The organism is Aurantimonas sp. 22II-16-19i (assembly GCF_002088275.1).
Classification (GTDB): Bacteria; Pseudomonadota; Alphaproteobacteria; order Rhizobiales; family Rhizobiaceae; genus Jiella.
This window is the reverse complement of the sequence record NZ_AQQS01000005.1, coordinates 155508-178751: the sequence shown is the minus strand read 5'-3', so window position 1 is coordinate 178751 and position 23244 is coordinate 155508. Positions and strand designations below refer to the sequence as shown.

The window sequence follows — 23244 nt, the reverse complement described above, 5'->3', positions numbered from 1 at the left end:
CCTTGGCCTCGATCTCGATCCCAGTCTTGTCCCGGAGGAGCTTCAGCGCATATCCCCACCATGGAGGAGGTCCGCGCCATCCTCCTGACCGCCGCGGGGCGCTATCGGCCGCTGTTGGTGACGGCGATCTTCACCGGCATGCGGGCGAGCGAGCTGCGCGGGCGACCATGGGGCGACGTCGATCTTGAAAAGGCGGTCATCCATGTCCGCCAGCGGGCTGACAGGTTCAACGCGATCGGCGCGCCGAAGAGCGAGGCCGGACAGCGGACAATCCCCTTGCCCCCGCTCGTCGTCAACACGCTGAAGGAATGGCGCCTCGCCTGCCCTCCCGGCCGCCTCGACCTCGTCTTCCCGAACTCGGCGGGCAACGTCGAGAGCCTCGGCAACATCATCAACCGTGGTCTTCACCCGACCCTAATCAAGGCGGGCGTTGCGGTCGACACCGGCAAGGTGGACAAGAAGGGCCAGCCTGTCCTCGCCGCTCGCTACACCGGGATGCACGCGCTCCGGCACTGGTTCGCCTCCTGGTGCATCAATTCGAAGGCCGATGGCGGTCTCGAACTGTCACCGAAAGCGGTTCAGATGCGGATGGGGCACTCGTCGATCCAGATGACCTTCGACACCTATGGCCACCTCTTTCCAGCAGTCGACGAGACACAGGCTTTGGCGTCGGCTGAGAGGCTGCTTTTGGCCTGAGTTGCATTTCCATGGCTGAGTATCAGCAACATAGGCGCGACACATCGATCGAAACATCAACGAAATCAACGACCGCGCGAAGCATCATAATCCGCGTGTCGGGGGTTCAAGTCCCTCTCCCGCTACCAGTTCCTTTCCGATGAATTCACCGGCTTTTATTCCAGCACCCGCTGCGTCCGATGCATCGTCTGGCGACGCGAAGGCGCTGCGACCATGTTTGGCCGCCGCGGTGCCGTGGATCGCTCGGCTGGCGTCACCCCGATTGCCTGGCCGGTGAGCGCCTGACCGTCACCCGGTGCGCAGCAGCAGCCGGCCGCGGGTGATCTCGCCCGCCTCCATCCGGCGATGCGCCGCCTCGGCCTCGCGGAGCGGCAGGACGTCGGCGATCTGGGGCCGGATCTCTCCCCTCGCCGCCATGGACAGCATGGCCTCGACGGGCTCATGGGCGTCGGCGATCATCGCGCGGGTGACCGTGACACCGTGCTCGGCGCCGCGGTCGGCGCCGCTGTCGACGATGGGCGCCGCGACCAGCCAGACCAGCTGTCCGCCCTTCTTCAGCACCTGGTAGGAGCGCGCGTGGGTCTCGCCGCCGACGAGATCGAAGACCAGGTCCTGGTCGCTGAGCGCTGCGAAATCCTCTTCGTCATAGGCGATCACGCGGTCGGCGCCGAGGTCGCGCACATAGCCGCGATTCGCGGCCCGGCAGGTGGCGGTCACCTCGCAGCCGGCGTGCTTGAGAAGCTGCACGATCAGCCCGCCGACCGCGCCGGAGCCGGCATGGACGAGCACCTTCATCCCCGGCTCGATCCGCGCCGCGGCGAACACCGCGACATGGGCGCTGAGCCCGGCATTGACGAGGCTCGCGGCTTGCGCGTCACCGAGGGACGGGGGAATCGCGACGAGATCGGAGGCCAGCGAAATCCGCTCCTCGGCATAGGTGCCCCGGCTGGCGGGCGCCGCCATGACGCAGACCCGGTCGCCCGGCGCAAAGCCTTCGACGCCCGGCCCGATCTCGGTCACCACGCCCGAGCCGTCGCGGCCCGGCACCTTCGGAAAGGTCAGCTCGAAATGAGCCCTCAGCAGGCCTGCCCGCAGCTTCCAGTCGAGGGGCGTGACGCTGGCGTAGCGCATGTCGACGCGGATCTCGCCGGGGCCGAGGTCTCGGGCCGGCTCCTCCACCACCGCGAGAACGTCCGGCCCGCCATGACGGTCGTAGTGGATTGCGATCATCGAATGAACTCCTCGAACGGACCTGCGGAGAACGGCGTCACGACCGGCCCTTCCCGGCCCTGCCCGCCTGCTGCGCCCTGCCGGCCCCTGGTGCTGCCGACGCCGAGGCCTTGGCCGCGTCGGCCGCGCTTGCGCCGAGGAACATCGTGTCGGAGGCGACGATGAAGAAGCTGACGCCGGCCTCGCGCCAGGTCGCGACGTCGGACGCGCTCGGGCGGAACAGCCCGATGGCCCGCCCGGCCTTCTTGCAGGACGCGATCACGCGCCGCATCGCAACGTCGAGCCGCTCCGCGCCATCCGGCCCGAAGGCGCCGAGCGAGACGGCGAGATCGCCGGGGCCGATGAAGACCAGGTCGACGCCCTCGACGGCCGCGATGGCGTCGATGTTCTCCACCGCCCGCGCCGTCTCGACCTGCACGGCGAGGAGAATCTTCCCGTTGGCGGCGGCGACATAGGGGGCGATGTCGTAGCCGTAGCGCGAGGCGCGGCCCGGGCCTGCCCCGCGCTCGCCGTCCGGCGGATAGCGGGTGGCCCTGACGGCGGCTTCGGCTTCCTCTGCGCTCGAGACCCGCGGCACCAGGACGCCCTCGGCGCCGGCGTCGAGGGCGGCCGCGATGGCCTCGGAATTGTTGCCGGGCACGCGGACCATCGCGACGGCGCCGCCGCTTTCGGCCGCCCGCACGAGGTTCTCGATCTCGCCCCGGTCGATCTGCGAATGCTCCCAGTCGATGCAGACGAGATCGAATCCCGCTCGTGCCGTCACTTCGACGGCGACGGGATGCGGGATCGCGCAGAACGTTCCCAGCAACGGCGCCCCGGAGCGCCCCCGCTCGCGAAATGTCGGCTCGGCCATGTCTTCCTCCTGCACCGGCCTGCGAGAGGCCGCGATCCTTCCCGGCAGTTTTCCGCATCGCAGGCTTTGCGGCAAGCTATTTCAGGCTTAAACTATTTTTCGGTCGAGAAACTCCGCGAGAGGCGCAGCCCGTGATGATCAAGCCGCATCCCCTCAAGGGTTCGAACCGGCTCAAGCTCGGGATCTTCTCCTGCAATGCCGATGGCGGCCTCGCGATCACCACCGTTCCCGAGCGCTGGCAGGCGCGCTGGGACGACAATCTCAACGCCGCCCAGATCGCCGACCGGGCGGGGCTGGAATTCGTGCTGCCGATCGCCCGGTGGAAGGGCTTCGGCGGCCAGACCAAGGCCCGTGAATGGTCCTTCGAGACCTTCACCTGGGCGGCGGGGCTGGCAGCGGCGACCGAGCAGATCGGCCTGTTCATGACGGTCCACGTGCCGGTGATGCACCCGCTCTATGCCGCCAAGGCCCTGGCCACGGTGGATCATATCTCAAAGGGCCGCGCCGGCCTCAACATCGTCTGCGGCTGGAATCCGGCGGAATTCGCCATGTTCGGCGTGGCGCTCGGCGAGAAGGGCTACGACCAGGCGGCCGAATGGCTGGAGATCGTGGAGCGCGCCTATGCCGCCGAGGAGCCCTTCGACTACGACGGGACCTACTATCAGCTGAAGCAGGTCGTCAGCCGCCCGGCGAGCCTGCAGGCGCCGCGCCCGGTGACGATGAACGCCGCCTTCGGCGGTCCGGGCCGGGACTTCGCGGCGCAGCATTGCGACTTCATCTTCACGACCTTTTCCGAATTCGACGGGGCGGCCCAGCACGTCGCCGACGTCCGCGCGCGCGGCGCCGAAGCCGGCCGCGACGTCGGGCTCTACACGGTCTGCCACGTGGTCTGCCGCGAGACGCAAGGCGAGGCGGAGGCCTATTACGAGCGCTACGCCCTCACCGAGGCGGATCACGAGGCGGTCGAGACGCACATGGCCGGCAAGAAGCAGTTCTCGGCCTCCCATGACCCCGAAGCCTACGACCGCTACCGCCAGCGCTTCGCCGGCGGGGCCGGCAGCTATCCGCTGGTCGGCACGCCGGAAAAGATCGCCGCGGACATGATCCGGATCTCGGAACTCGGCTATGCCGGCATCGCGCTCACCTTCGTCAACTACACCTACGAGCTGCCCTTCTTCTGCGACCGGGTGCTGCCGCTGCTGAAGCAGGCGGGACTGCGGTCCTGAGCGCGCGCCGATGCCCTTCCGCTCATTCTGGAGGCATGCTCAGATAAAGGACGATCGGGCGCTTGTGGTCCTGCAGCGCAGGGCTTAGGCTCGAAATAGTTCAGGTTTAAAATAACCCGGCACGGAGGCCGCGTTGCGCCAGACCAACCCGATGTTCGCCAAGGATCGTTTCCTTCTCGGCACCTTCTCCTCGAACTGCTCGAGCGGCATGTCGGTCACCAAGGTGCCGGAGCGTTGGGTCAACTCCTTCGAGAACAACCTGAAGCTCGCCAGGCTGCTCGACGACGCCGACATCGACTTCATGCTGCCGATCGCGCGCTGGATCGGCTATGGCGGCGAGACGGACTTCCACGGCTCGGTGCTGGAGACGGTCACCTGGGCGGCGGGACTTCTGGCCCATACGAAGAAGATCGCGGTCTTCGCCACCATCCATACCGCCGCCAACAATCCCGTCGTCACCGCCAAGCAGATCGCCACGATCGACCAGATCGGCCAGGGCCGCGCCGGCCTCAACGTCGTCGCCGGCTGGAACAAGCCGGAATACGAGGCGCTCGGCCTGACGCTGCCCGACGATCACGAGACGCGCTACGGCTACGCCCAGGAATGGTTCGACATCGTCCGCAAGCTGTGGTCGGAGGCCGACTATTTCGACTGGGACGGTGCGTATTTCAAGCTCAAGCATGTGAAGGGCGATCCACGCCCGGTCGCCGAGGTGCCGATCATCAACGCGGCGGGCTCGCCCCAGGGCCGCGACTTCGCCACCCGCAACGCGAACTTCCTGTTCACGCCGGCGATCGACCTCGAACGCTCCAAGACCGAGATCGCCGACCTGAAGACCAAGGCGCAGGAGAAGGGCCGCGAGGTGGATGTTCTCACCTTCGCCCATGTTATCTGCCGCCCCACCGAGGCCGAGGCGAAGGCCTATCTGGAGCACACCGCCCGCGACAACGCCGACTGGGAGGCGGTGGACAATCTGGTGAACCTGCAGTTCGCCCACGCCCAGTCCTTCCCCCACGACCTCCTGATGCTGATCCGCGACCGCTTCGCCATGGGCCATGGCGGCTATCCGCTGATCGGCACGCCCGAGCAGGTGGCCGAGGGAATCGTGAAGATCGCGGAGACCGGCTTTCGCGGCACCACCCTCTCCTTCGTCGACTATGTCGAGGAGTTCCCCTATTTCCGCGACACCGTCCTGCCGATCCTGGCGGAGAAGGGGTTGCGGTAGCCTCTCCGGCTGCGGCCACTGGCGGCAGCAAGCCGGGCATCACGCCGGCCTGCGGCACGGCCCCATCGGTCGAAGCAGCGTTCAGGGCTGCGATTGCCCGCGTCGCCCCTTCACCGCAGCGTCTGCGCCAGCGCGTAGCCGGAGCCGCCGCCGAGGCCGGGGCCCGGATGCGTCGAGGCGCCGATCTGGTAGAGGCCGCGGATGGCGGTGGCGTGGTTGCGCGAGGTGGCGAAGGGTCGCCAGATGAAGAACTGGTCGAGCGCCGCCGAGCCGCCATAGGGATCGCCGCCGACGAGGTTCATGTTCATCGCCTCCAGATCGGAGGGTGCGTAACACGTGCGGGCGACGACGCTGTCGGCAAAGCCGTCGATATGGTTCGACAGGATCGCCTCGACCCGGTCGGCATAGGCCTCGCGGATCTGCTCGCTCCAGCGTCCGTCGGCCGGGGTTTCGATCGTGCCGGCCGCGTCGCCCTTGAGGATGCGGGGCGCCTCGGGGAGCTGCAGCCACAGGATGCCGGCGCCTTCCGGGCAGCGGGAGGGATCGAGGGCATGAGGCTGGCCGACGCAGATCGTCGGGATCTGCGGCAGCATGCCCCGCTCGCACTCGTTGACGGCCTTGGAGACGCCGTCGAGGCCCGGCGTCAGATGGATCAGCGCCACCTTGTCGAGGCCGCCCGCCTTCCAGCGCGGCGGGTGTTTCAGGGCATAGTGCATCTGCATGTTGCCCTTGCCGTAGCGATAGGCCGCGGTGCGGGAGCGCGTCGCTTCGTCGACGCTCGAGGCCGGCACCAGCCGCTCGTAGAGCTGCGTCGGCGTCACCGAGCAGACGACCCCCTGCCCGGCTGCGATCCTCGTCCCGTCGGCGAGCCTCACGCCCGTCGCTCGGCCGCCCTCGACGAGCACCTCGGCGACGTCGCAGGCGGTGCGGATCTCGCCGCCATTGGCCTTGATCAGCCCCTCGAAGGCCTTGACCGCGTTCGCCGCCCCGCCCTTGACGATGGGCGCCCCGGCAGCCTCCAGCGCAAAGGCGATCACCCGCGCCATCTCGCCGGAAAAGGCGCTCTCCGGGCCGAGCCCCGCATGCAGCACCCAGGGGGCGAAGAGCGCCCGTGTCAGCTCCGACTGGTAGCTCGTCTCGAGCCAAGTGCGCCCGGAGCGCAGCGCCTCGCCGAGGCGGGCCGCGAGCGCCCTCGGCCGCCGCCGCCAGGCCTCGCGCATGAGGAGCTGCGCGGTCGGCCGGCTCCACAGGGAGCCGCCGAGGAGGCCGAAGACGAGCTCGGCGTCGCGCTCCACCGTGCCGACCTCCCGGGCATGGGCCGCGCCGTCGCCGGGGCTGAGGGCCTCGAAGCGGTCGACGTTGGTCTGCCGGTCGGTGGTCAGCACGAGGCTGCGGCCATCGGGCACGAGAACGGCCGTCGGGTGGGACGTCGGAGCGAATTCGAGGCCGTGCGCGGTCAGTTCCGATCCCAGCTCGGCGAAGGCCGGCGAGGTGATGAAGAGAACGAAGGTCGTCGCCATGACGTCGTGGACATAGCCGGGCGCGGTGATCTCGGCGGTTCGCATGCAGCCGCCGGCGACGCTCTCGCGCTCGAGGACGAGGACGCGCTTGCCGCGCCTCGCCAACAGCGCGGCGCAGGTCAGCCCGTTGATGCCCGAACCGACGACGACGTAATCCACGGCCATGACATGCTCCCGCTTCTGGGATGGAGGATCCGCGCAGGGACCGACCGCCAGCGAGATGGCGCGGCCCGCGCTTCAGGCAGCCTATGGCCAGTCACTGCATTTGCAAATGTCTAAGCTTAAAATAATCTCCGGCCCTGGCGCATGCGGGCAGACGCCCGGTGGCCGATCGGCAGGAGGAGCGCATGGCGCAGGAATATGATGCCGTCTTCGTCGGCGCGGGCCACAATGCGTTGGCCGCGGCCGTGCATCTGGCGAGCCGCGGCTGGTCGGTCGGCCTGTTCGAGCGCAACGACACGGCAGGCGGCGCGGTGCGGACGGAGGAAGCGACGCTTCCGGGGTTCCGCCATGACCTCTACGCGACCAATCTCGGCCTGTTCGCCGGCTCGGCCTTCTTCAAGGAGCACGGCGAGGCGCTGACCCGGCATGGTCTCGCCCTCGTTCCGGCGGAGGACTGTTTCGCCACGCCGACACCGTCCGGCCGCTGGTTCGGCGTCTCCAGGGATCTGGAGAAGACCGCGGCGCGGGCCGAGGCGCTGTCGCCGCAGGACGCCCGGCGCTGGCGGGAGATGGTGGCGGAATTCGGCGGCAACGCCCCGCATCTCTTCGCCATCCTCGGCTCGCCCATGACCTGGCGCGCGCTTGCCGGGATCGGCTGGAAGACCTGGCGCGCCAGGGGCACCGCCGGGACCCTCGAGCTCGCCCGGCTGCTCGCCTCCTCGCCGCGCGAGTTCCTCGAGCAGACCTTCGTCTCGCCCGAAATCCGGGCCGCGATGGGGGCCTGGGGCATGCATCTCGATTTTGCCCCGGACATCGCGGGCGGCGCGCTGTTTCCCTATCTCGAGAGCATGGTCGACCAGGCCATGGGCATGGTCGTCGGCAAGGGCGGCGCCGACACGATCGTCAGGGCGATGGTGGCGCGGATCACCGAACTCGGCGGCGTCGTCCAGACCGGCTGCGGGGTCACCGGCATCCGTCGCGGCGGCGGCAGGGCCGACGGCATCCGCCTTGCCGACGGGAGCGAGGTAACCGCAAGGCGCGCGGTCGTCGCCGGCGTGACGCCGGGTGCTCTGGTCGAGCGGCTGCTGGGCGGGGACAGCGGCAACGCCGGCTTCGATGCCGGCGCCCGCAGGTTCCGCCACGGACCGGGAACGATGATGGTGCATCTGGCGCTGTCGGATCTGCCCGACTGGAGCGCGGGGGACGAGCTGAAGCGCTTCCTCTATGTCCACCTTGCGCCCGATCTCGACATGATGGCGAAGGCTTATGGCGAGGCGATGGCCGGGCTCCTGCCGGTCGAGCCGCTGATCGTCGTCGGCCAGCAGACGGCGGTGGACCCGTCGCGCGCGCCGGAGGGCAGGCATACGCTCTGGGTCCAGGTCCGCATGGTGCCCGGCGAAATCCGCGGCGACGCCGCCGGCATCATCACCTCACGGGACTGGACAGAGGCCGGCGAGGCCTATGCCGACCGCGTCGTCGACATCATCGAGCGCTACGCCCCCGGGACGAGAGCCAAGATCCTCGGCCGCCACGTCGAGACGCCGGCTGATCTGGAGCGGCGCAACCCCAACCTCGTCGGCGGCGACAGCGTCTCGGGCAGCCATCACCTGTCGCAGAACTTCCTGTTCCGGCCGATGCCGGGCTGGGCGCGCTACCGCACCCCGGTGGAGAAGCTCTATCTGATCGGCGCCTCGACATGGCCGGGCGGCGGCCTCGGCGCCGGTTCCGGCTACATGCTGGCGCAGGAACTCGGCAGGCGATGAGGCCGGCCTCGCAAGCTGCTCAACCCAGCACCTTGCCCGGATTGAGGATCCCCTTCGGGTCGAGCGCGAGCTTCATCCGCCGCATCAGGTCCAGCTCCTGCGGGGAGCGGGTGTAGGGCAAGTACTTGCGTTTGAGCGTGCCGATGCCGTGTTCGGCGGAGATGGTGCCGCCCGCCTCGCGCACCGTGTCGTAGACGAAGGCGGAGATTTCGGCGGCCGGCTGCTCCCTGCCGGCCGAGGGGACGTTGACCACGAGGTGCAGGTTGCTGTCGCCGATATGGCCGTAGGACAGGGCGATGACGTCCGGCCAGCGGCTCTTCAGGCCGGCCTCCAGTCGTTCGACGACCGGGCCGGTGACATGGGCGGGCACGCCGACGTCGAAGGCCGTGATCGGGCCCATGATCTTCGAATATTCCGCGACGCTTTCGCGGATGGCCCAGAAGTCGGCGACGTCCTTGCCGGAGGCCGCGAGCAACGCGTCCTCGACATGGCCTTCCTCCAGCATGGCGCCGAGGACCGCCTCCAGCCGCGCGGCCTCGTGTTCGGCGTCGAAGCCGCTGACCTCGATGAGGACGGTGATGGCGTGCCGACCGGAAAGCGGACGCGGCAGGGACGGCAGGCTGCCGGCCATGAAGTCGTAGAAGCTCGGCCACATCACCTCGAAGGAGGTGAGCGACGGGCCAAGCCCCGCCCGCGCCGCCCGCAGCAGCGCCAGGGCGGCGTCGAAGTCGCGGCAGCCGCAAAGGGCGCTGGTCGAGAAGGTCGGCCGCGGCTGCAGGCGCAGGACCGCCCGGGTGATGACGCCGAGCGTGCCTTCCGAGCCGATGAACAGCTGCTTGGAATCATATCCCGCATTGTTCTTCAGCATCTTGTTGAGCGAGGTGACGATGGTGCCGTCGGCCAGCACGACCTCGAGGCCCAGGACATGCTCGCGCGCCATGCCGTAGCGGATGACGCGGTTGCCGCCGGCATTGGTCGACAGGACGCCGCCGATCGTGCAGGAGCCGCGGGCGCCGAGATCGACGGCGAGGAACAGGCCCGCCTCCTCCGCCGCGGCCTGGGCAGCCTGCAGCACCACCCCCGCCCCGACCGTCATCGACGCCATGGCGGGATCGATCTCCTCGATCCGGTTCATCCGCTCCAGCGACAGGGCGACCGCGCCCGCGACCGGATGCGCGCCCCCGGCAAGGCCGGTCAGGCCGCCCTGGGGCACGACGCCGATCCCGGCCTCGCTGCACAGCGCCAGGACTGCCGAGACTTCTTCGGTGCTTCGCGGCCGTATCCAGGCCAGCGGGCGCACCGGCGGCGCACCGCTCCAGTCGTGCCAGGCGCGCTCGGGGATCGCCTCCGCCAACGTGACGATGGCGGGATCCAGGCGCTGGCCGAGAAGCCGTTCGGGCTGCATGTCCATCCGTCACTCCCTCCGGCAGCCCCGTGCACGTCGCCCGGAGCCTTGCATTGCAGCATCAGTCTATATCCATTTTCATACGATTCCCAAGCGATGCCATGCGATCGGCCGCCTCGGTCCATCATTCAGCTCAGACATCATCATGCTGCAGCTGCACAGAAGTGATGGCATTTCGCAGCTGCGAAGAGTCTTGCTCGGGTTATGAGCAGATACTGCCTGTTTCTACGGCGAGAAGCACAGCCTCTCAGCAGACTGGAAAGATTCCGAGGAGATACTTGCAAACGCATATTTGCCACGATAGCGTACAGCTCCCAACATTGCCCTGAAGCGGGCAGCGACAGGAGGTGGCGATGGCCGATACGCAGGCACTGGCAGGTCTGGCGAACATGCTTCTCAGCGGCGCGGTGGAGGTCGTCGACCTCAGCGCCGTACTGGGTCCGAACACGCCGCTTCTGAAGCTGCCGCCGGAACTTGCGGTCGACACGCCGAAGATCGAGATCCACAAGATCTCGGCCTATGACGAGAACGGCCCGTGGTGGGCCTGGAACTGGCTGAAGGTCGGCGAGCACTCGGGCACGCATTTCGACGCGCCGCATCACTGGATCACCGGCCGCGATTATCCCGACGGCGCCACCGACACCATCGTCCCGCAGAACTTCGTGGCGCCGGTCAACGTCATCGACTGTTCGGCCGAGGCCGCCGCGGACAACGACTTCCTGCTGACGGCGGACGCCGTCAAGGCCTGGGAGGCCGATCACGGCGAGATCCAGCCGGGCGAGTGGGTCGTCATGCGCACCGACTGGTACAAGCGCAACAAGTCCGAGGACGCCTTCCTCAACGCCGACGAGACCGGCCCGCATTCGCCCGGGCCGACGGCCGAATGCATCCAGTACCTGGTCGACAAGGGCGTCGTCGGCTGGGGCACCGAATGCATCGGCACCGATGCCGGCCAGGCGGGCGGCATGGAGATCCCCTTCCCCGCCCACAATCTGATGCACAAGAACAACCGCTACGGCCTCGCGAGCCTCTGCCATCTCGACAAGCTGCCGCCGAAGGGCGCGATCCTGATCGCCGCGCCGCTGAAGATCGAGAACGGCACGGGCAGCCCCATCCGCGCTTTGGCGCTGGTGCCGAAGCAATAGGGCGAGGCATGGCGGCAAGGCCCGCGATCCGGGACATGACGGGGCCGGGCGGCAGGTGGCGGCAGCATGATGCCGCCCCCGCATGCGGCACGACGCAAGCGGCTGGAAGTGTCGATGAGTGACGACCCGAGAGAGACGGAGGAGCGCACCCTCTCCCTCGGCGTGATCGGCCTGCAGCAGTTCGCGCCCTACCTGATGAACCGGATCATGGGTCGCTACAACGCGACGCTGCGGGACGAATTGAAGGCCCGCAGCCTCACCACCGCCCAGGTTCGCACCCTGGCGATCCTGGCGGTGGCCGAGGGGCTGACGATCAACGAGGTCGCGGTCTACGCCGTCATGGAGCAGTCGACCATGAGCCGCACCCTCGACGCCATGGAGGCGCAGGGGCTGCTGCGGCGCGAGACCGACGCCGGCGACAACCGGGCGCGGCGGATCTTCCTGAGCGACGCGGGCCGCGCGCTGTTCGACGAGGTCTGGCCGGTGATGCTCGGCATCTACCGCCAGATGTTCGAGGGCGTCGACGAGGCGGAATATGCGGGCTTCGTCGCGGTGCTCCAGAGAGTCCTGCGCAACGTCCGCAAGCACGATTTCTGACATGACGGCCCGGCTGCGGCGCGGGCCCGGAATATCCGGAAAGGAGACGCGGCATGGCCGAACGGTCTTTTGCGAAAGAGGTCCAGAAGCTGCGCATGGGCGCGGGCGAGGAATTCTCCGGCGAAGGCATCCTCGCCATCACCAAGGCGCTGCTCCAGTGCGGCGTCGGCTATGTCGGCGGCTATCAGGGCGCGCCGATCAGCCACCTGATGGACGTCCTCGCCGACGCACAGGACATTCTCGGCGAACTCGGCGTTCATTTCGAAGCCTCCGCCTCCGAAGCGACCGCCACCGCGATGCTCGCCGCCTCCGTGCACTATCCGATCCGCGGCGCCTGCACCTTCAAGTCGACCGTCGGCACCAACGTCGCCTCCGATGCCCTCGCCAACCTCGCCTCGGGCGGGGTGACCGGCGGCGCGCTGATCATCGTCGGCGAGGACTATGGCGAAGGCTCCTCGATCATGCAGGAGCGCAGCCATGCCTTTGCGATGAAGAGCCAGGTCTGGCTGCTCGACCCGCGGCCGAACCTGCCCTCCATCGTCAAGTCCGTCGAGGACGGCTTTGAGCTGTCGGAGGCCTCCAACACCCCGGTCATGCTGCAGGTCCGCATCAAGTGCTGCCATGTCCACGGCAAGTTCGTCGCCAAGGACAACAAGCGGCCGCCGACCACCGTCGCCGACGCCCTGTCGAACCCGCGGCGCGACACCGGCCGCATCGTCCTGCCGCCCGCCTCCTTCCTCCACGAGAAGGAAAAGGTCGAGAAGCGCTGGCCGGCCGCCGTCGACTTCATCCGCTCGCGGCAGATCAACGAGTTCTTCGGCGCCGCGACCGGCAGGATCGGCCTCGTCCTGCAGGGCGGCATGTACAACGGCGTCATCCGCGCCCTGCAGCGCCTCGGCTTGGCCGACATCTACGGCGACACCGAAGTGCCGCTCTACGTCCTCAACGCCGTCTATCCGCTGATCGACGACGAGTTCCTGACCTTCTGCGAGGGCAAGGACGCGGTCCTGATCATCGAGGAAGGCCAGCCGAACTACATCGAGCAGGCCTTCGGCTCCCTGCTCTACCGCAACGGCGGCACGACGCGGCTTCTCGGCAAGGGCTACCTTCCGGTGGCCGGCGAATATACCGGCCAGGTGATGCTGGAGGGGATCGGCGACTTCCTGCGCGACCAGGCCCCGGAGCTGCTGCCGGACCAGATCCGCGCGCCGAACCGCGCCGAGGAGGAGCCGGACCCGGCGACCGACCTCGCCAAGGTGGTGCCCGGTCGCCCGCCCGGCTTCTGCACCGGCTGCCCGGAGCGGCCGATCTTCGCGGCGACCAAGCTCGTCGAGCAGGAGCTCGGGCCGCACCACATCGCCTCGGACATCGGCTGCCACCTGTTTTCCATCATGCCGCCCTTCGATCTCGGCGCGACCACGATGGGCTACGGCCTCGGGCCGGCCTCCGCCTCGGCCTTCAACTCGCCGGACGCCACGCGGCGCTCGATCTCCTTCGTCGGCGACGGCGGCTTCTGGCACAACGGCCTGACCTCCTCGATCGGCAATGCCGTGTTCAACCAGAGCGACGGCGTGATCGTCATCGTCGACAACTACTATTCCGCCGCGACGGGCGGCCAGGACATCCTGTCCTCGCGCGCCGCCAACAAGTCGAAGTCGACCAAGCACCCGATCACCGAGGCGGTGAAGGGGATCGGCGTGAAGTGGGTCCGCCACATCGACCGGACCTACGACGTCACCAAGGTCCGCGACACGCTGCGCGAAGCGCTGACCACCGAGGAGAAGGGGCCGAAGGTCATCGTCGCCTCGTCGGAATGCATGCTCAACAAGCAACGCCGCGAGAAGCCGCTGGTCAGCAAGGCCATCAAGGGCGGCGAGCGGGTGGTCAAGCCGCGCTTCGGCGTCGACGAGGACGTCTGCACCGGCGACCACGCCTGCATGCGGCTGTCGGGCTGCCCGTCGCTGTCGGTGAAGACGCTGGACGATCCGCTGCGCGACGATCCGGTCGCCCATGTCGACCACACCTGCGTCGGCTGCGGCAACTGCGGCGAGGTCGCGGACGCGGCCGTGCTGTGCCCCTCCTTCTACCGCGCCGACACGGTCCACAACCCGACCGGCGCCGAGCGCTTCTCGGCCCGGCTGAGCCGCCGGGTGATCGGCTGGCTGCAGCGGCGGCGCGAGAGCCGGCGGCTGGTCTTTTCGGGGGCATCCGCATGACCGTCGCCCTCGACCATCGGCCGGACTCGGAGCTCGGCGACAGGATCCTCAGGGTCGCGATCCTCGCCGTCGGCGGCCAGGGCGGCGGCGTTCTGACCAACTGGGTCGTCGACGTCGCCGAGCGCAACGGCTACCGGGCGCAGTCGACCTCGGTCGCCGGCGTCGCCCAGCGGACCGGCGCCACCATCTACTATGTCGAGATGTGCCCTGACCGCGGCCGCCAGCCGGTGTTCTCGCTGTCGCCGTCGCCCGGCGACGTCGACGTGATGATCGCGGCGGAGCTGATGGAGGCGGGCCGCGCCATCATCCGCGGCTTCGTCACGCCGAACCGGACGACGCTGATCGCCTCGTCCCACCGGATCGCCGCGGTGTCGGAAAAGATCGCGCCCGGCGATGGGCGGGCCTCTTCCCATGAGGTCGAGATCGCCGCGCAGAAGGCGGCCAAGACCTTCATCGGCTTCGACATGGAGAAGATGGCGGTCGAGGCGGGCAGCGTCATTTCCTCCAGCCTCTTCGGCGCCCTCGCCGGCGCCGGCGTGCTGCCGTTTTCCCGCGAGAGCTTCGAGGCGACGATCCGCGAATCGGGACGCGGCGTCGAGGCCAGCCTCCGCGCCTTTGCCCTCGCCTGCGACGAGGCCGCCCGGCGGCAGGGCGGCGAGAAGATGGGCGCGCCGCAGCCGCCACGCGTCGAGCACGCCTCGCCGGCGCCGCTGCCGCTCGGGGGGCAACCGGAAAGCGAGGATCCGCGCACCGACGGCCCGGCTGCGCCCCGCGCCGGCGAACCCGTCGGCGACGAGCGCCTCCTCGCGCAATGGCGCGAGCTCGACCGTCGCATCGCGGCGCTGCCCGAGGTCGTGCGGGAGATGGCCGAGCCGGGGCTGCGCAAGGTCGTCGACTACCAGGATCCGGCCTATGGCGCCGAATATCTGGACCGTCTCGACGAGGCGCTCGCCAGGGACGACGCCGCCCATGGGTTCGTCCTGTCGCACACGGCGGCGAAGTATCTCGCCAATGCCTTCTGCTACGACGACGTCATCCGCGTCGCCGACCTGAAGACCCGCTCCAGCCGGTCGGCACGGCTGCGACGCGAGATCGGGGTCAGGGACGACGACGTCCTGCAGGTGACCGAGTACTTCCACCCGCGGATCGAGGAAGTCTGCGGCTCGATGCCGGCCGGTCTCGGCCGCTGGATCGAGGCCCGTCCGGGCCTTGCGACATGGCTCGACAAGCGGGTGAACAAGGGGCGCCACATCCGCACCGACGGGCTCTTCGGCTTCGGCATGCTCTGGGTGATCGGCGGCATGCGCCACTGGCGCCGCTCGCTCTTGCGCCACGCCGTGGAGGCCGAGCACATCGATGGGTGGTACCGCCTGGCGCTCGGCACCGTCGCCAGGGACTACGACCTCGCCGTCGAGATCCTGAAATGCCGGCGGCTGATCAAGGGATACAGCGACACCCACGCGCGCGGCCTGTCGAAGTTCGACCGTGTGCTCTCGGCGCTGCCGCTGCTGGAAGGCCAGGACGATGCCGCCGGCTGGCTGCGGCGCCTGCGCGAGGCGGCGCTGAAGGACGAGCAGGGCACGATGCTCGATGGGGCGCTGCAGACCGTCGCCTCCTTCGCCGAAGCGAAGGACCGGCCGGACGGGGCGGCAAGCCAGGAAACTGTCGCCTGACTGGGGGGCCGGCCGGGGCAGGATCGCAAGATGACGCGCCCGGAAGGGCCAGGAAATCAGCGCATGCGACGACGGGGCGGCTGCCATATGCGGGATGCTTGCGAAGGTCGCGTGCAGAAGGTCTGATGCTGGCGGAGGAGCTTGCCTCCGCACCGGCCGAACATGGCCAACCGGGATTGGGAAAGTGAGGCTCACATGACGACGACCAAGAAGACGAGGACCCTGGCGTGGCTCGGGCTTGCCGCGGCGGGGCTTTTCGCCATGCCGCAGCTCGCGGCGGCCGACACGCTGACCGTCGGCGCCTATCCGGCCAATCCCCCCTGGGAGGTGAAGACCGAGACCGGCTCGTTCGAGGGCTTCGAGGTCGACCTCGCCAACGAGATCGCCAAGCGCATGGGCGACGAGGTGGAGTTCCAGGATCTCGGCTTCCAGGCGCTGTTCGCCGCCACCGCCTCGGGGCGCATCGACATGGCGATCTCGACCATCTCGATCACCAACGAGCGCCTGCAGAACCAGTCCTTCACCCAGGGCTACTACGACAGCGACCTGGCGCTGGTGACCCAGATCGGCTCGCCCGTGAAGTCGCTGGCGGACATGAAGGGCCAGCCGGTCGGCGCGCTGTCCACCTCGACGGGCGAAACCTGGATCAAGGAGAACCAGGAAAAATACGGCTTCGGCGACTACAAGGGCTACGACACCTTCCAGAACCTCCTCCTCGACGTGCAGAACGGCCGGGTCGCCGGCGGGATCAGCGACATCGGCGGCTTCCAGTACGCCATGAAGCAGATGCCGCAGCTCGAGATCGCCGAGCGCATCCAGACCGGCGACCGCTTCGCGATCATGATGGCGAAGAATTCGCCGCTGCTCGGCGAGGTCAACGACGCGATCAGCGCCATCAAGCAGGACGGCACCATGGCGAAGCTTCACGAGAAGTGGCTCGGCGTCGCCCCGGACGCCGGCACCTCGACGGTCGAGGTCCTGCCGATCCCTGCGGCCGAATAGGCCTTCGCGCTCTCCCGCACGACACCGCGGATCATCCGCCGGACGAAGGATGCGGGCGCGGCCATGACCGCCGCGCCCCGTCTCGCCGAGCGCCCTCCCCAACGACACCGACGCGCCCCGCGGAGCACCCATGGGTTTCATCGATACCTTCTTCAACATCGACGTCATGCTGCGGGTCTTCCCGATGCTCGTCGCCGGGCTGAAGAACACCGCACTCCTGGCGGCCTGCACGCTCGTGATCGGCTCGCTCTGCGGGATCGGGCTCTGCATCCTCAGGCTCTACGCGCCGAAGCCGATCGGCTATCTCGCGGTCGGCTTCATCGACATCTTCCGGGCCCTGCCGATCCTCGTCGTCCTCGTTCTCGTCTATTATGCCCTGCCCTTCGTCGGCATCCGCCTGTCCTCCTTCGCCTCGGCCGTCCTCGCGCTGTCGCTGGTGCTCTCCTCCTTCACCGCGGAGGTCTTCCGCTCCGGCATCCAGGCGATCCCGAATGGCCAGACCGAGGCCGCCCGGGCGCTCGGCCTGCATTTTCCGGCCATCCTGTGGAAGGTGATCCTGCCGCAGGCGCTGCGGATCGCGATCCCGCCGCACACCTCCAACTGCGTCGCCATCGCCAAGGACACCTCGCTGGCCTCGGTCGTCGCCATGCCCGATCTCCTGAAGCAGGCGACCGATGCCCAGGCCCTCACGGCGAACCCCTCGCCGCTGATCGCCGCCGCACTCCTCTACCTCATCATTCTCTGGCCCGCGGTCCGGCTGGTGGCCATGCTGGAGAAGCGCTACTCCGAGGCGCCGCGCTAGAGCATGATCCCGAAAAGCGGGAACCGCCTTTCGGAAAAGATTATGTGGCAACAAGAGGATAGAGCAGATGTCGATCGAAGCTGATTTCATCCCGCGCTAGCGAAACGGCGGCCGAAGCAGGGGCGCACCATGCCTTGACCCGCCCCGCTCCTCATCGATCTGCGACGGAACCTTCCTCCACCCGAAACGCATTGCAGCGGCCGAATCCGATCGGGCCGGATGCCGGGCTTGCACCGCCCCCTCAGACAGCTACTGTGTCCGCGCAAGGCGGCCGGCAGCGGCGCTGCATCCGGAAAAGCCGGCTTTTCCGCGATGCGGCATCGTCTTGACGAGCGCCCGGATTGCCACCGGGTTTCGAAGGCCGTCCCGCGCGGTATCCTGGGGTTGCGGCATCCGCCGGTCCTGCCGCACTGCACAAGAATTGGGCCGGCTCAAAAGAGCGGCGGATGCTGTTGCGGCGGAATATTTTATGTGTAAACTAATTTTCGAGCACGGGACGCGACTGCCAAGCCGCGTCTCGTCCGGGCCTTGCCGGCTACCCTGACACGGGTCTGTTCCAGCCTGGGGCCGTCGTCGATTTTCATGAGGGAGATGCAGGAATGACCACGATCCGCACAGTCGCCATCGGCCTGCTGGCGGCAAGCGCCCTTGCCGGCTCGGCCCTGGCCCAGGACAACGCCGACAACAAGCTGAAGGTCGGCGTCATGCTGACGCTGTCCGGTCCCGCCGCGGTTCTCGGCGAGCAGGCCCGGGACGGCTTCATGCTGGCGGTCGAGGACATGGGCGGCAAGCTCGGCGGGCTCGAGACCGAGGTGGTCACGGTCGACGACGAGCTGAAGCCCGACGTCGCCGCCAACAAGGCGCGCGAACTGGTCGAGCGCGACGGAGCGGACTTCGTCGTCGGCCCGATCTTCTCCAACATCCTGCAGGCGATCGCCAAGCCCGTGACGGATGGTGGCGCCTTCCTGATCTCCCCCAATGCCGGCACGTCGAACTTCGCCGGCGCCGAGTGCAACAAGAACCTGTTCGTCTCCTCCTACCAGAACGACCAGGTCCACGAGGTTCTCGGCAAATATGCTCAGGACCAGGGCTACGGCCGGGTCTTCCTGATGGCGCCGAACTACCAGGCCGGCAAGGACGCGCTCGCCGGCTTCAAGCATTCCTACAAGGGCGAGGTCGTCGGCGAGCTCTATACCCCGCTCGGCCAGCTCGACTTCTCGGGCGAGCTCGCCCAGATCGCCGCGATGCAGCCGGACGCGGTCTACACCTTCATGCCGGGCGGCATGGGCGTGAACCTCGTCAAGCAGTATCGCCAGGCCGGGCTCGAGACGATCCCGTTCCTCTCCGCCTTCACCGTCGACGAGACGACGCTGCCGGCCCAGAAGGACGCGGCGGTCGGCTTCTTCGGCGGCGCCAACTGGGCGCCGGACATGGACAACGAGAAGTCCAAGGCCTTCGTCGCCGCCTATGAGGCGAAATACGGCAGCGTTCCCGGCACCTACGCCATGCAGGCCTATGACGCGGCGCAGATGATCGACGCGGCGATCAAGGCTGCCGGCGGCGATCTTTCCGCCAAGGACGCCCTGCGTGACGGCCTTCAGGCCGCCGACTTCACTTCGCTGCGCGGCGACTTCAAGATCGGCCCGAACCACTATCCGATCCAGGACTTCTACCTCGTCAAGGTCGCCAAGCGCGACGACGGCAAGTACCAGACCGAGATCGAGACGAAGATCTTCGACGACTACGCCGACAACTACGCCAAGGACTGCAAGATGAACTGAGGCGGGGCGGGCCCGTCTTTCGCCGACCCCTTCCACGGGCGAGGATGCAGCGACACTCTACGCGAGCTTTTCAGGTGGGGCGCGGTGTTTCCACTTCGTCATCCCGGGCTTGACCCGGGATCCATTCCAAGCCGTCTCACATGGATGGATCGGCGGCAGAATGGGCGTTCTTCAGAACCGGCTTGGCGGTGGCGGCGATTTGGCATGGATCCCGGGTCAAGCCCGGGATGACGAAGCGGGGATGATCGCCCCCGTCTGGCGACGTCAGGCGATAACGCCGGGCGTGATCCTCGAGTGCCGTTTCGAGGTCGTCGTCTCGAAGACGCCGGCATCTCGAGACCGGGCGCGCGAGTGTCGCCCCGGCACCCATAATCGAAACCCCATCTCCCTCCCGGATTATCGGGACCGGGCCCGAGGATGACGACGCGCAAGGTATGTTCAACCTCTTCCTCCTCCAGACGCTGAACGGCGTCCAGTTCGGGATCCTCCTGTTCCTCGTCGCCGCGGGGCTGACGCTGATCTTCGGCATCATGGACCTGATCAACCTCGCCCACGGCGTCCTCTACATGGTCGGGGCCTATTTCACCGCGACCTTCACCGCGCTCACCGGCGACTTCTTTCTCGGCATCGCCATCGCGCTGCCCGCCGCGCTGCTGTTCGGTCTCGTCCTCGAATTCCTGATCTTCCGGCATCTCTACGAGCGCGACCATCTCGACCAGGTGCTGGCGACCTTTGGGCTGATCCTGATCCTCAACGAGGGCGTCAAGATCGTCTGGGGCGCGGCGCCGATGAGCGTGCCGATCCCGGACGTCCTGTCCGGCGCGATCCCGCTGATCGGGCCGCTGAAATATCCCTTCTACCGGGTCGCCATCATCGCCGCGGGCCTTCTCACCGCCGTCGGCCTGTGGCTCCTCGTCAACCACACGCGGATCGGCATGCTGCTCAGAGCCGGCGCGGTCAACGCGCCGATGGTCTCGGCGCTCGGCGTCGACATCCGCCGGCTGTTCATGCTGGTCTTCGGCTTCGGGGCGATGCTGGCCGGCTTTGCCGGGGCGATGGTCGCGCCGATCCTGTCGGTCGAGCCCGGCATGGGCGACGGCATCCTCATCCTCACCTTCGTCGTCATCGTCATCGGCGGCGTCGGTTCGGTGCGCGGCGCCTTCGTCGCGGCGATCCTCGTCGGCCTCGTCGACACCTTGGGTCGGACATTCGGCCCGATCGTGCTCCGGGCCGTCATGGAACCCTCCGCCGCCTCGCAGACCGGCCAGACGCTGGCGCCGATGCTGATCTACATCCTGATGGCGGCGGTGCTGTTCTTCCGGCCCTCCGGGCTGTTCCCGGCGAAGGGCGCGGCGGCATGAGCGCCAGGACCTCCGACCTCGGGATCGCCGGTGCCGTGCCGGACGTCGCAGCACCGCGCGGCGGCAGGCTCGCCGGGCGCGGCACCGCACTCGCCGCCCTTCTGATCTTCCTGGTGCTGGCCGTGCTGCCGCCGGTCGCGGTCGCCGTCGACGACCCATTCCTCGTCGTCACCGCGACGCGGATCATCGTCTTCGCCATCGCCGCCCTGTCCCTCGACCTCGTCCTCGGCTACGGCGCCATGGTGTCCTTCGGCCATGCCGCCTTTCTCGGCCTCGGCGCCTATGCGGTCGCGATCCTGTCGTCGCACGGCATCTCCGACATCCTCGTTCAGGGCGTCGTCGCGGTCGCCGCCTCCGCCCTCTTCGCCCTCGTCACCGGGGCGATCTCGCTGAGGACCAAGGGCGTCTACTTCATCATGATCACGCTGGCCTTCGGCCAGATGGCATATTTCTTCATGGTCTCGCTGTCGGCCTATGGCGGCGACGACGGGCTCACCCTCGCCGGCCGATCGACGCTGTTCGGGCTGCCGATCCTGCGGAGCGACCACGCCCTGTTCTATCTGAGCCTCGGCGTCCTCGCCGCCGCCTTCGTCGGCCTGCGCGCCCTCACCCTGTCGCGCTTCGGCCGGGTGTTGCGGGGCACCAAAGAGAACCCGGTCCGCATGCAGGCGATCGGCTTCCAGCCCTTCGCATTCCAGCTGACCGCATACGTGATTGCCGGCGCTCTGGCCGGCCTCGCCGGCGTTCTCCTCGCCAACCAGGCCGAGTTCGTCTCGCCGGCCTATATGAGCTGGCAGCGCTCGGGCGAGCTCATCGTCATGGTCGTCCTCGGCGGCATGGGAACCCTCGTCGGCGCGATCGGCGGCGCTATCGCCCTGCTGCTGCTCGAGGACTGGCTGGCGCATTTTTCCGAGCACTGGAAGCTCGGCCTCGGCGTCTTCCTCGTCCTGCTCGTCCTCTTCACCCGCGGCGGCATCGTCGGCGGCGTCGAGCGGCTGTTCGGGAGGACGCGGCCGTGAACGAGCCCCTCCTCACCGTCACCGACCTGCGCAAGTCCTTCGGCGCCCTCGCCGTCACCGACGGGGTCAGCTTCGACGTCCATAGCAACGAGCTCCACGCCATCATCGGGCCGAACGGCGCCGGCAAGACGACGCTGATCCACCAGTTGTCCGGCAGTCTCGGATGCGATTCCGGCACGGTCCGCCTCGCCGGCGAGGACATCACCCGGCATTCGATGGTCGACCGGGTGCGGCGCGGCCTCGCCCGCTCCTTCCAGATCACCTCGATCCTCGACGGATTCACCGTGATCGAGAACGCCGCGATGGCGGTGCAGGCACGGTCCGGCTCGAGCTTCCGCTTCCTGCGCCCCGCCTCGAAGGAGCGCCGCCTCAACGACGAGGCCATGGCGGCCCTTGCCCGCGTGAAACTCGACGACCGGGCGCAGCGGCGCGCCGGCAGCCTCTCCCATGGCGAGAAGCGCCAGCTGGAGATCGCCATCGCGCTGGCGACGGGCGCCAGGCTCCTCCTCCTCGACGAGCCGCTGGCCGGCACCGGCCACGAGGAATCCGCCATCCTCGTCGAACTGATGCGCGAACTGAAGACGACCCACACCATCGTCCTCATCGAGCACGACATGGACGCGGTCTTCGCCCTGGCGGACCGGGTCAGCGTGCTCGTCTACGGCCGGCTCATCGCCACCGGCTCGCCGGAGGAGGTGCGCTGCCATCCGGAGGTGCGCGCCGCCTATCTCGGCGACGAGGAGGAGGCCGCCCGATGCTGAAAGTCGAAGGTCTCGAAAGCGCTTACGGCGACAGCCGCATCCTGTTTGGCATCGATCTCTTCGTCGGTGCCGGGGAGGTCGTCACCCTGCTGGGACGCAACGGCATGGGCAAGACCACCACGGTCAACTCGATCTTCGGCCTGTTGAAGCCGCGCGGCGGGCGCGTGTCGATCGACGGCGAGGACGTCACCGGCAGGCCGCCCCACGTCGTCGCCAAGCGCGGCCTCGGCCTGGTGCCGGAAGGCCGGCAGATCTTCCCGACGCTGTCGGTCGAGGAGAACCTCGTCGCGACCCATCGCTCCGACGGGCCGGGCGCGCCGAAATGGACGCTCGATGCCGTCTACCGGCTGTTTCCCCGGCTGAAGGAGCGCCGCCGCAACATGGGCAACCAGCTCTCCGGCGGCGAACAGCAGATGCTCGCCGTCGGCCGGGCGCTGATGACCAATCCCCGGCTCGTGGTCCTCGACGAGGCGACGGAGGGCCTCGCCCCCCTGATCCGCGAGGAGATCTGGGCGTGCCTCACCGAGATCAAGAATGCCGGCGAGGCAATCCTCGTCATCGACAAGAATGTCGACGCGCTGGCCCGGTTCGCCGACCGCCACGTGGTGATCGAAAAGGGCCGCGTCGCCTGGTCGGGCACCACCGCGGAACTGCGGGCGACGCCGGCGGTGAAGGAGCGGTTTTTGCATGTGTGAAGAAGGATACGGCCCTTTCCCGCGCAGGCCGGCGAGGAGAGCCGCCGAGACTGTAGCCCCTCACCCTGAGCTTGTCGAAGGGCGAGGGGCGCCAGGCACCCCCTGGAGGCTT

At 68.3% G+C, this 23244-nt stretch carries 19 protein-coding genes; 15 read left to right on the top strand and 4 right to left on the bottom strand.

Translation table 11 applies throughout. From position 1 onward, the window contains the following. A partial coding sequence (locus ATO4_RS07015; RefSeq protein WP_139802294.1) for a site-specific integrase occupies nucleotides 1–696 on the top strand: 696 nt, incomplete at its 5' end. 288 nt (nucleotides 697–984) lie between these two features. Here the strand turns inward: ATO4_RS07015 and ATO4_RS07010 are convergent. Further along, on the bottom strand, nucleotides 985–1926 hold the full coding sequence (locus ATO4_RS07010) for an NADP-dependent oxidoreductase (protein ID WP_083590709.1): 942 nt from the start codon (nucleotides 1924–1926) through the stop codon (nucleotides 985–987). 37 nt (nucleotides 1927–1963) lie between these two features. After that, nucleotides 1964–2779, bottom strand: a complete 816-nt coding sequence (locus tag ATO4_RS07005) for an aldolase/citrate lyase family protein (RefSeq protein WP_083590727.1) — start codon at nucleotides 2777–2779, stop codon at nucleotides 1964–1966. Nucleotides 2780–2913: 134 nt separating this feature from the next. Here ATO4_RS07005 and ATO4_RS07000 point away from each other — a divergent pair, with 134 nt between their 5' ends. After that, nucleotides 2914–4005 carry an LLM class flavin-dependent oxidoreductase gene (locus ATO4_RS07000; protein ID WP_083590708.1) on the top strand — a complete coding sequence of 364 codons (1092 nt, stop codon included), beginning with the start codon at nucleotides 2914–2916 and terminating at the stop codon, nucleotides 4003–4005. Between the two features lie 133 nt (nucleotides 4006–4138). Further along, nucleotides 4139–5230 (top strand): LLM class flavin-dependent oxidoreductase, encoded by a 1092-nt coding sequence (locus ATO4_RS06995; protein WP_348626449.1) that lies wholly within the window; start codon nucleotides 4139–4141, stop codon nucleotides 5228–5230. A 110-nt stretch (nucleotides 5231–5340) separates the two neighbouring features. Here ATO4_RS06995 and ATO4_RS06990 read toward each other — a convergent pair whose 3' ends face one another. After that, nucleotides 5341–6915: an NAD(P)/FAD-dependent oxidoreductase gene (locus ATO4_RS06990; RefSeq protein WP_083590707.1), complete on the bottom strand. Its 1575-nt coding sequence runs from the start codon at nucleotides 6913–6915 to the stop codon at nucleotides 5341–5343. A 182-nt stretch (nucleotides 6916–7097) separates the two neighbouring features. On the opposite strand from ATO4_RS06990, the gene ATO4_RS06985 reads away from it, so the two are divergent. Further along, nucleotides 7098–8675 carry an NAD(P)/FAD-dependent oxidoreductase gene (locus ATO4_RS06985; RefSeq protein ID WP_083590706.1) on the top strand — a complete coding sequence of 526 codons (1578 nt, stop codon included), beginning with the start codon at nucleotides 7098–7100 and terminating at the stop codon, nucleotides 8673–8675. Nucleotides 8676–8694: 19 nt separating this feature from the next. Here ATO4_RS06985 and ATO4_RS06980 read toward each other — a convergent pair whose 3' ends face one another. Then, the gene (locus ATO4_RS06980; RefSeq protein WP_083590705.1) at nucleotides 8695–10086 is read right to left on the bottom strand and encodes an FAD-binding oxidoreductase; all 1392 of its coding nucleotides are present in this window, start codon (nucleotides 10084–10086) and stop codon (nucleotides 8695–8697) included. A gap of 347 nt (nucleotides 10087–10433) precedes the next feature. Between ATO4_RS06980 and ATO4_RS06975 the strand changes: the two genes are divergently transcribed. From ATO4_RS06975 to ATO4_RS06925, 11 genes are all read left to right on the top strand, one after another. Next, the gene (locus tag ATO4_RS06975; protein WP_083590704.1) at nucleotides 10434–11225 is read left to right on the top strand and encodes a cyclase family protein; all 792 of its coding nucleotides are present in this window, start codon (nucleotides 10434–10436) and stop codon (nucleotides 11223–11225) included. Between the two features lie 114 nt (nucleotides 11226–11339). Next, nucleotides 11340–11822, top strand: coding sequence for a MarR family transcriptional regulator (locus tag ATO4_RS06970; RefSeq protein WP_083590703.1), 483 nt, complete (start codon nucleotides 11340–11342; stop codon nucleotides 11820–11822). A gap of 53 nt (nucleotides 11823–11875) precedes the next feature. Next, on the top strand, nucleotides 11876–14038 hold the full coding sequence (locus tag ATO4_RS06965; protein ID WP_083590702.1) for an indolepyruvate ferredoxin oxidoreductase subunit alpha: 2163 nt from the start codon (nucleotides 11876–11878) through the stop codon (nucleotides 14036–14038). After that, on the top strand, nucleotides 14035–15711 hold the full coding sequence (locus ATO4_RS06960; RefSeq protein ID WP_083590701.1) for an indolepyruvate oxidoreductase subunit beta family protein: 1677 nt from the start codon (nucleotides 14035–14037) through the stop codon (nucleotides 15709–15711). Before ATO4_RS06965 ends, ATO4_RS06960 begins: the two co-directional genes overlap by 4 nt. A gap of 195 nt (nucleotides 15712–15906) precedes the next feature. Further along, entirely contained in the window at nucleotides 15907–16713 is an 807-nt protein-coding gene (locus tag ATO4_RS06955; protein WP_083590700.1) for an ABC transporter substrate-binding protein, read from the top strand. A 130-nt stretch (nucleotides 16714–16843) separates the two neighbouring features. Continuing rightward, nucleotides 16844–17515, top strand: a complete 672-nt coding sequence (locus ATO4_RS06950; protein ID WP_083590699.1) for an amino acid ABC transporter permease — start codon at nucleotides 16844–16846, stop codon at nucleotides 17513–17515. A gap of 599 nt (nucleotides 17516–18114) precedes the next feature. Continuing rightward, nucleotides 18115–19296, top strand: coding sequence for an ABC transporter substrate-binding protein (locus tag ATO4_RS06945; protein ID WP_083590698.1), 1182 nt, complete (start codon nucleotides 18115–18117; stop codon nucleotides 19294–19296). Nucleotides 19297–19730: 434 nt separating this feature from the next. Further along, nucleotides 19731–20657 carry a branched-chain amino acid ABC transporter permease gene (locus ATO4_RS06940; RefSeq protein WP_083590697.1) on the top strand — a complete coding sequence of 309 codons (927 nt, stop codon included), beginning with the start codon at nucleotides 19731–19733 and terminating at the stop codon, nucleotides 20655–20657. Beyond that, nucleotides 20654–21676, top strand: coding sequence for a branched-chain amino acid ABC transporter permease (locus ATO4_RS06935; protein WP_083590696.1), 1023 nt, complete (start codon nucleotides 20654–20656; stop codon nucleotides 21674–21676). Before ATO4_RS06940 ends, ATO4_RS06935 begins: the two co-directional genes overlap by 4 nt. Continuing rightward, nucleotides 21673–22437: an ABC transporter ATP-binding protein gene (locus tag ATO4_RS06930; protein ID WP_083590695.1), complete on the top strand. Its 765-nt coding sequence runs from the start codon at nucleotides 21673–21675 to the stop codon at nucleotides 22435–22437. Before ATO4_RS06935 ends, ATO4_RS06930 begins: the two co-directional genes overlap by 4 nt. After that, nucleotides 22431–23132 carry an ABC transporter ATP-binding protein gene (locus ATO4_RS06925; protein ID WP_083590694.1) on the top strand — a complete coding sequence of 234 codons (702 nt, stop codon included), beginning with the start codon at nucleotides 22431–22433 and terminating at the stop codon, nucleotides 23130–23132. Before ATO4_RS06930 ends, ATO4_RS06925 begins: the two co-directional genes overlap by 7 nt. The last annotated feature ends 112 nt before the right edge of the window (nucleotides 23133–23244 follow it).

Excerpts from the sequence above, each read along its gene's own strand:
- ATO4_RS07010 (WP_083590709.1), bottom strand. The coding sequence starts at position 1,926 with ATGATCGCAATCCACTACGACCGTCATGGCGGGCCGGACGTTCTCGCG.
- ATO4_RS07005 (WP_083590727.1), bottom strand. The coding sequence starts at position 2,779 with ATGGCCGAGCCGACATTTCGCGAGCGGGGGCGCTCCGGGGCGCCGTTG.
- ATO4_RS07000 (WP_083590708.1), top strand. The coding sequence starts at position 2,914 with ATGATCAAGCCGCATCCCCTCAAGGGTTCGAACCGGCTCAAGCTCGGG.
- ATO4_RS06990 (WP_083590707.1), bottom strand. The coding sequence starts at position 6,915 with ATGGCCGTGGATTACGTCGTCGTCGGTTCGGGCATCAACGGGCTGACC.
- ATO4_RS06985 (WP_083590706.1), top strand. The coding sequence starts at position 7,098 with ATGGCGCAGGAATATGATGCCGTCTTCGTCGGCGCGGGCCACAATGCG.
- ATO4_RS06980 (WP_083590705.1), bottom strand. The coding sequence starts at position 10,086 with ATGGACATGCAGCCCGAACGGCTTCTCGGCCAGCGCCTGGATCCCGCC.
- ATO4_RS06975 (WP_083590704.1), top strand. The coding sequence starts at position 10,434 with ATGGCCGATACGCAGGCACTGGCAGGTCTGGCGAACATGCTTCTCAGC.
- ATO4_RS06970 (WP_083590703.1), top strand. The coding sequence starts at position 11,340 with ATGAGTGACGACCCGAGAGAGACGGAGGAGCGCACCCTCTCCCTCGGC.
- ATO4_RS06965 (WP_083590702.1), top strand. The coding sequence starts at position 11,876 with ATGGCCGAACGGTCTTTTGCGAAAGAGGTCCAGAAGCTGCGCATGGGC.
- ATO4_RS06960 (WP_083590701.1), top strand. The coding sequence starts at position 14,035 with ATGACCGTCGCCCTCGACCATCGGCCGGACTCGGAGCTCGGCGACAGG.
- ATO4_RS06955 (WP_083590700.1), top strand. The coding sequence starts at position 15,907 with ATGACGACGACCAAGAAGACGAGGACCCTGGCGTGGCTCGGGCTTGCC.
- ATO4_RS06950 (WP_083590699.1), top strand. The coding sequence starts at position 16,844 with ATGGGTTTCATCGATACCTTCTTCAACATCGACGTCATGCTGCGGGTC.
- ATO4_RS06945 (WP_083590698.1), top strand. The coding sequence starts at position 18,115 with ATGACCACGATCCGCACAGTCGCCATCGGCCTGCTGGCGGCAAGCGCC.
- ATO4_RS06940 (WP_083590697.1), top strand. The coding sequence starts at position 19,731 with ATGTTCAACCTCTTCCTCCTCCAGACGCTGAACGGCGTCCAGTTCGGG.
- ATO4_RS06935 (WP_083590696.1), top strand. The coding sequence starts at position 20,654 with ATGAGCGCCAGGACCTCCGACCTCGGGATCGCCGGTGCCGTGCCGGAC.
- ATO4_RS06925 (WP_083590694.1), top strand. The coding sequence starts at position 22,431 with ATGCTGAAAGTCGAAGGTCTCGAAAGCGCTTACGGCGACAGCCGCATC.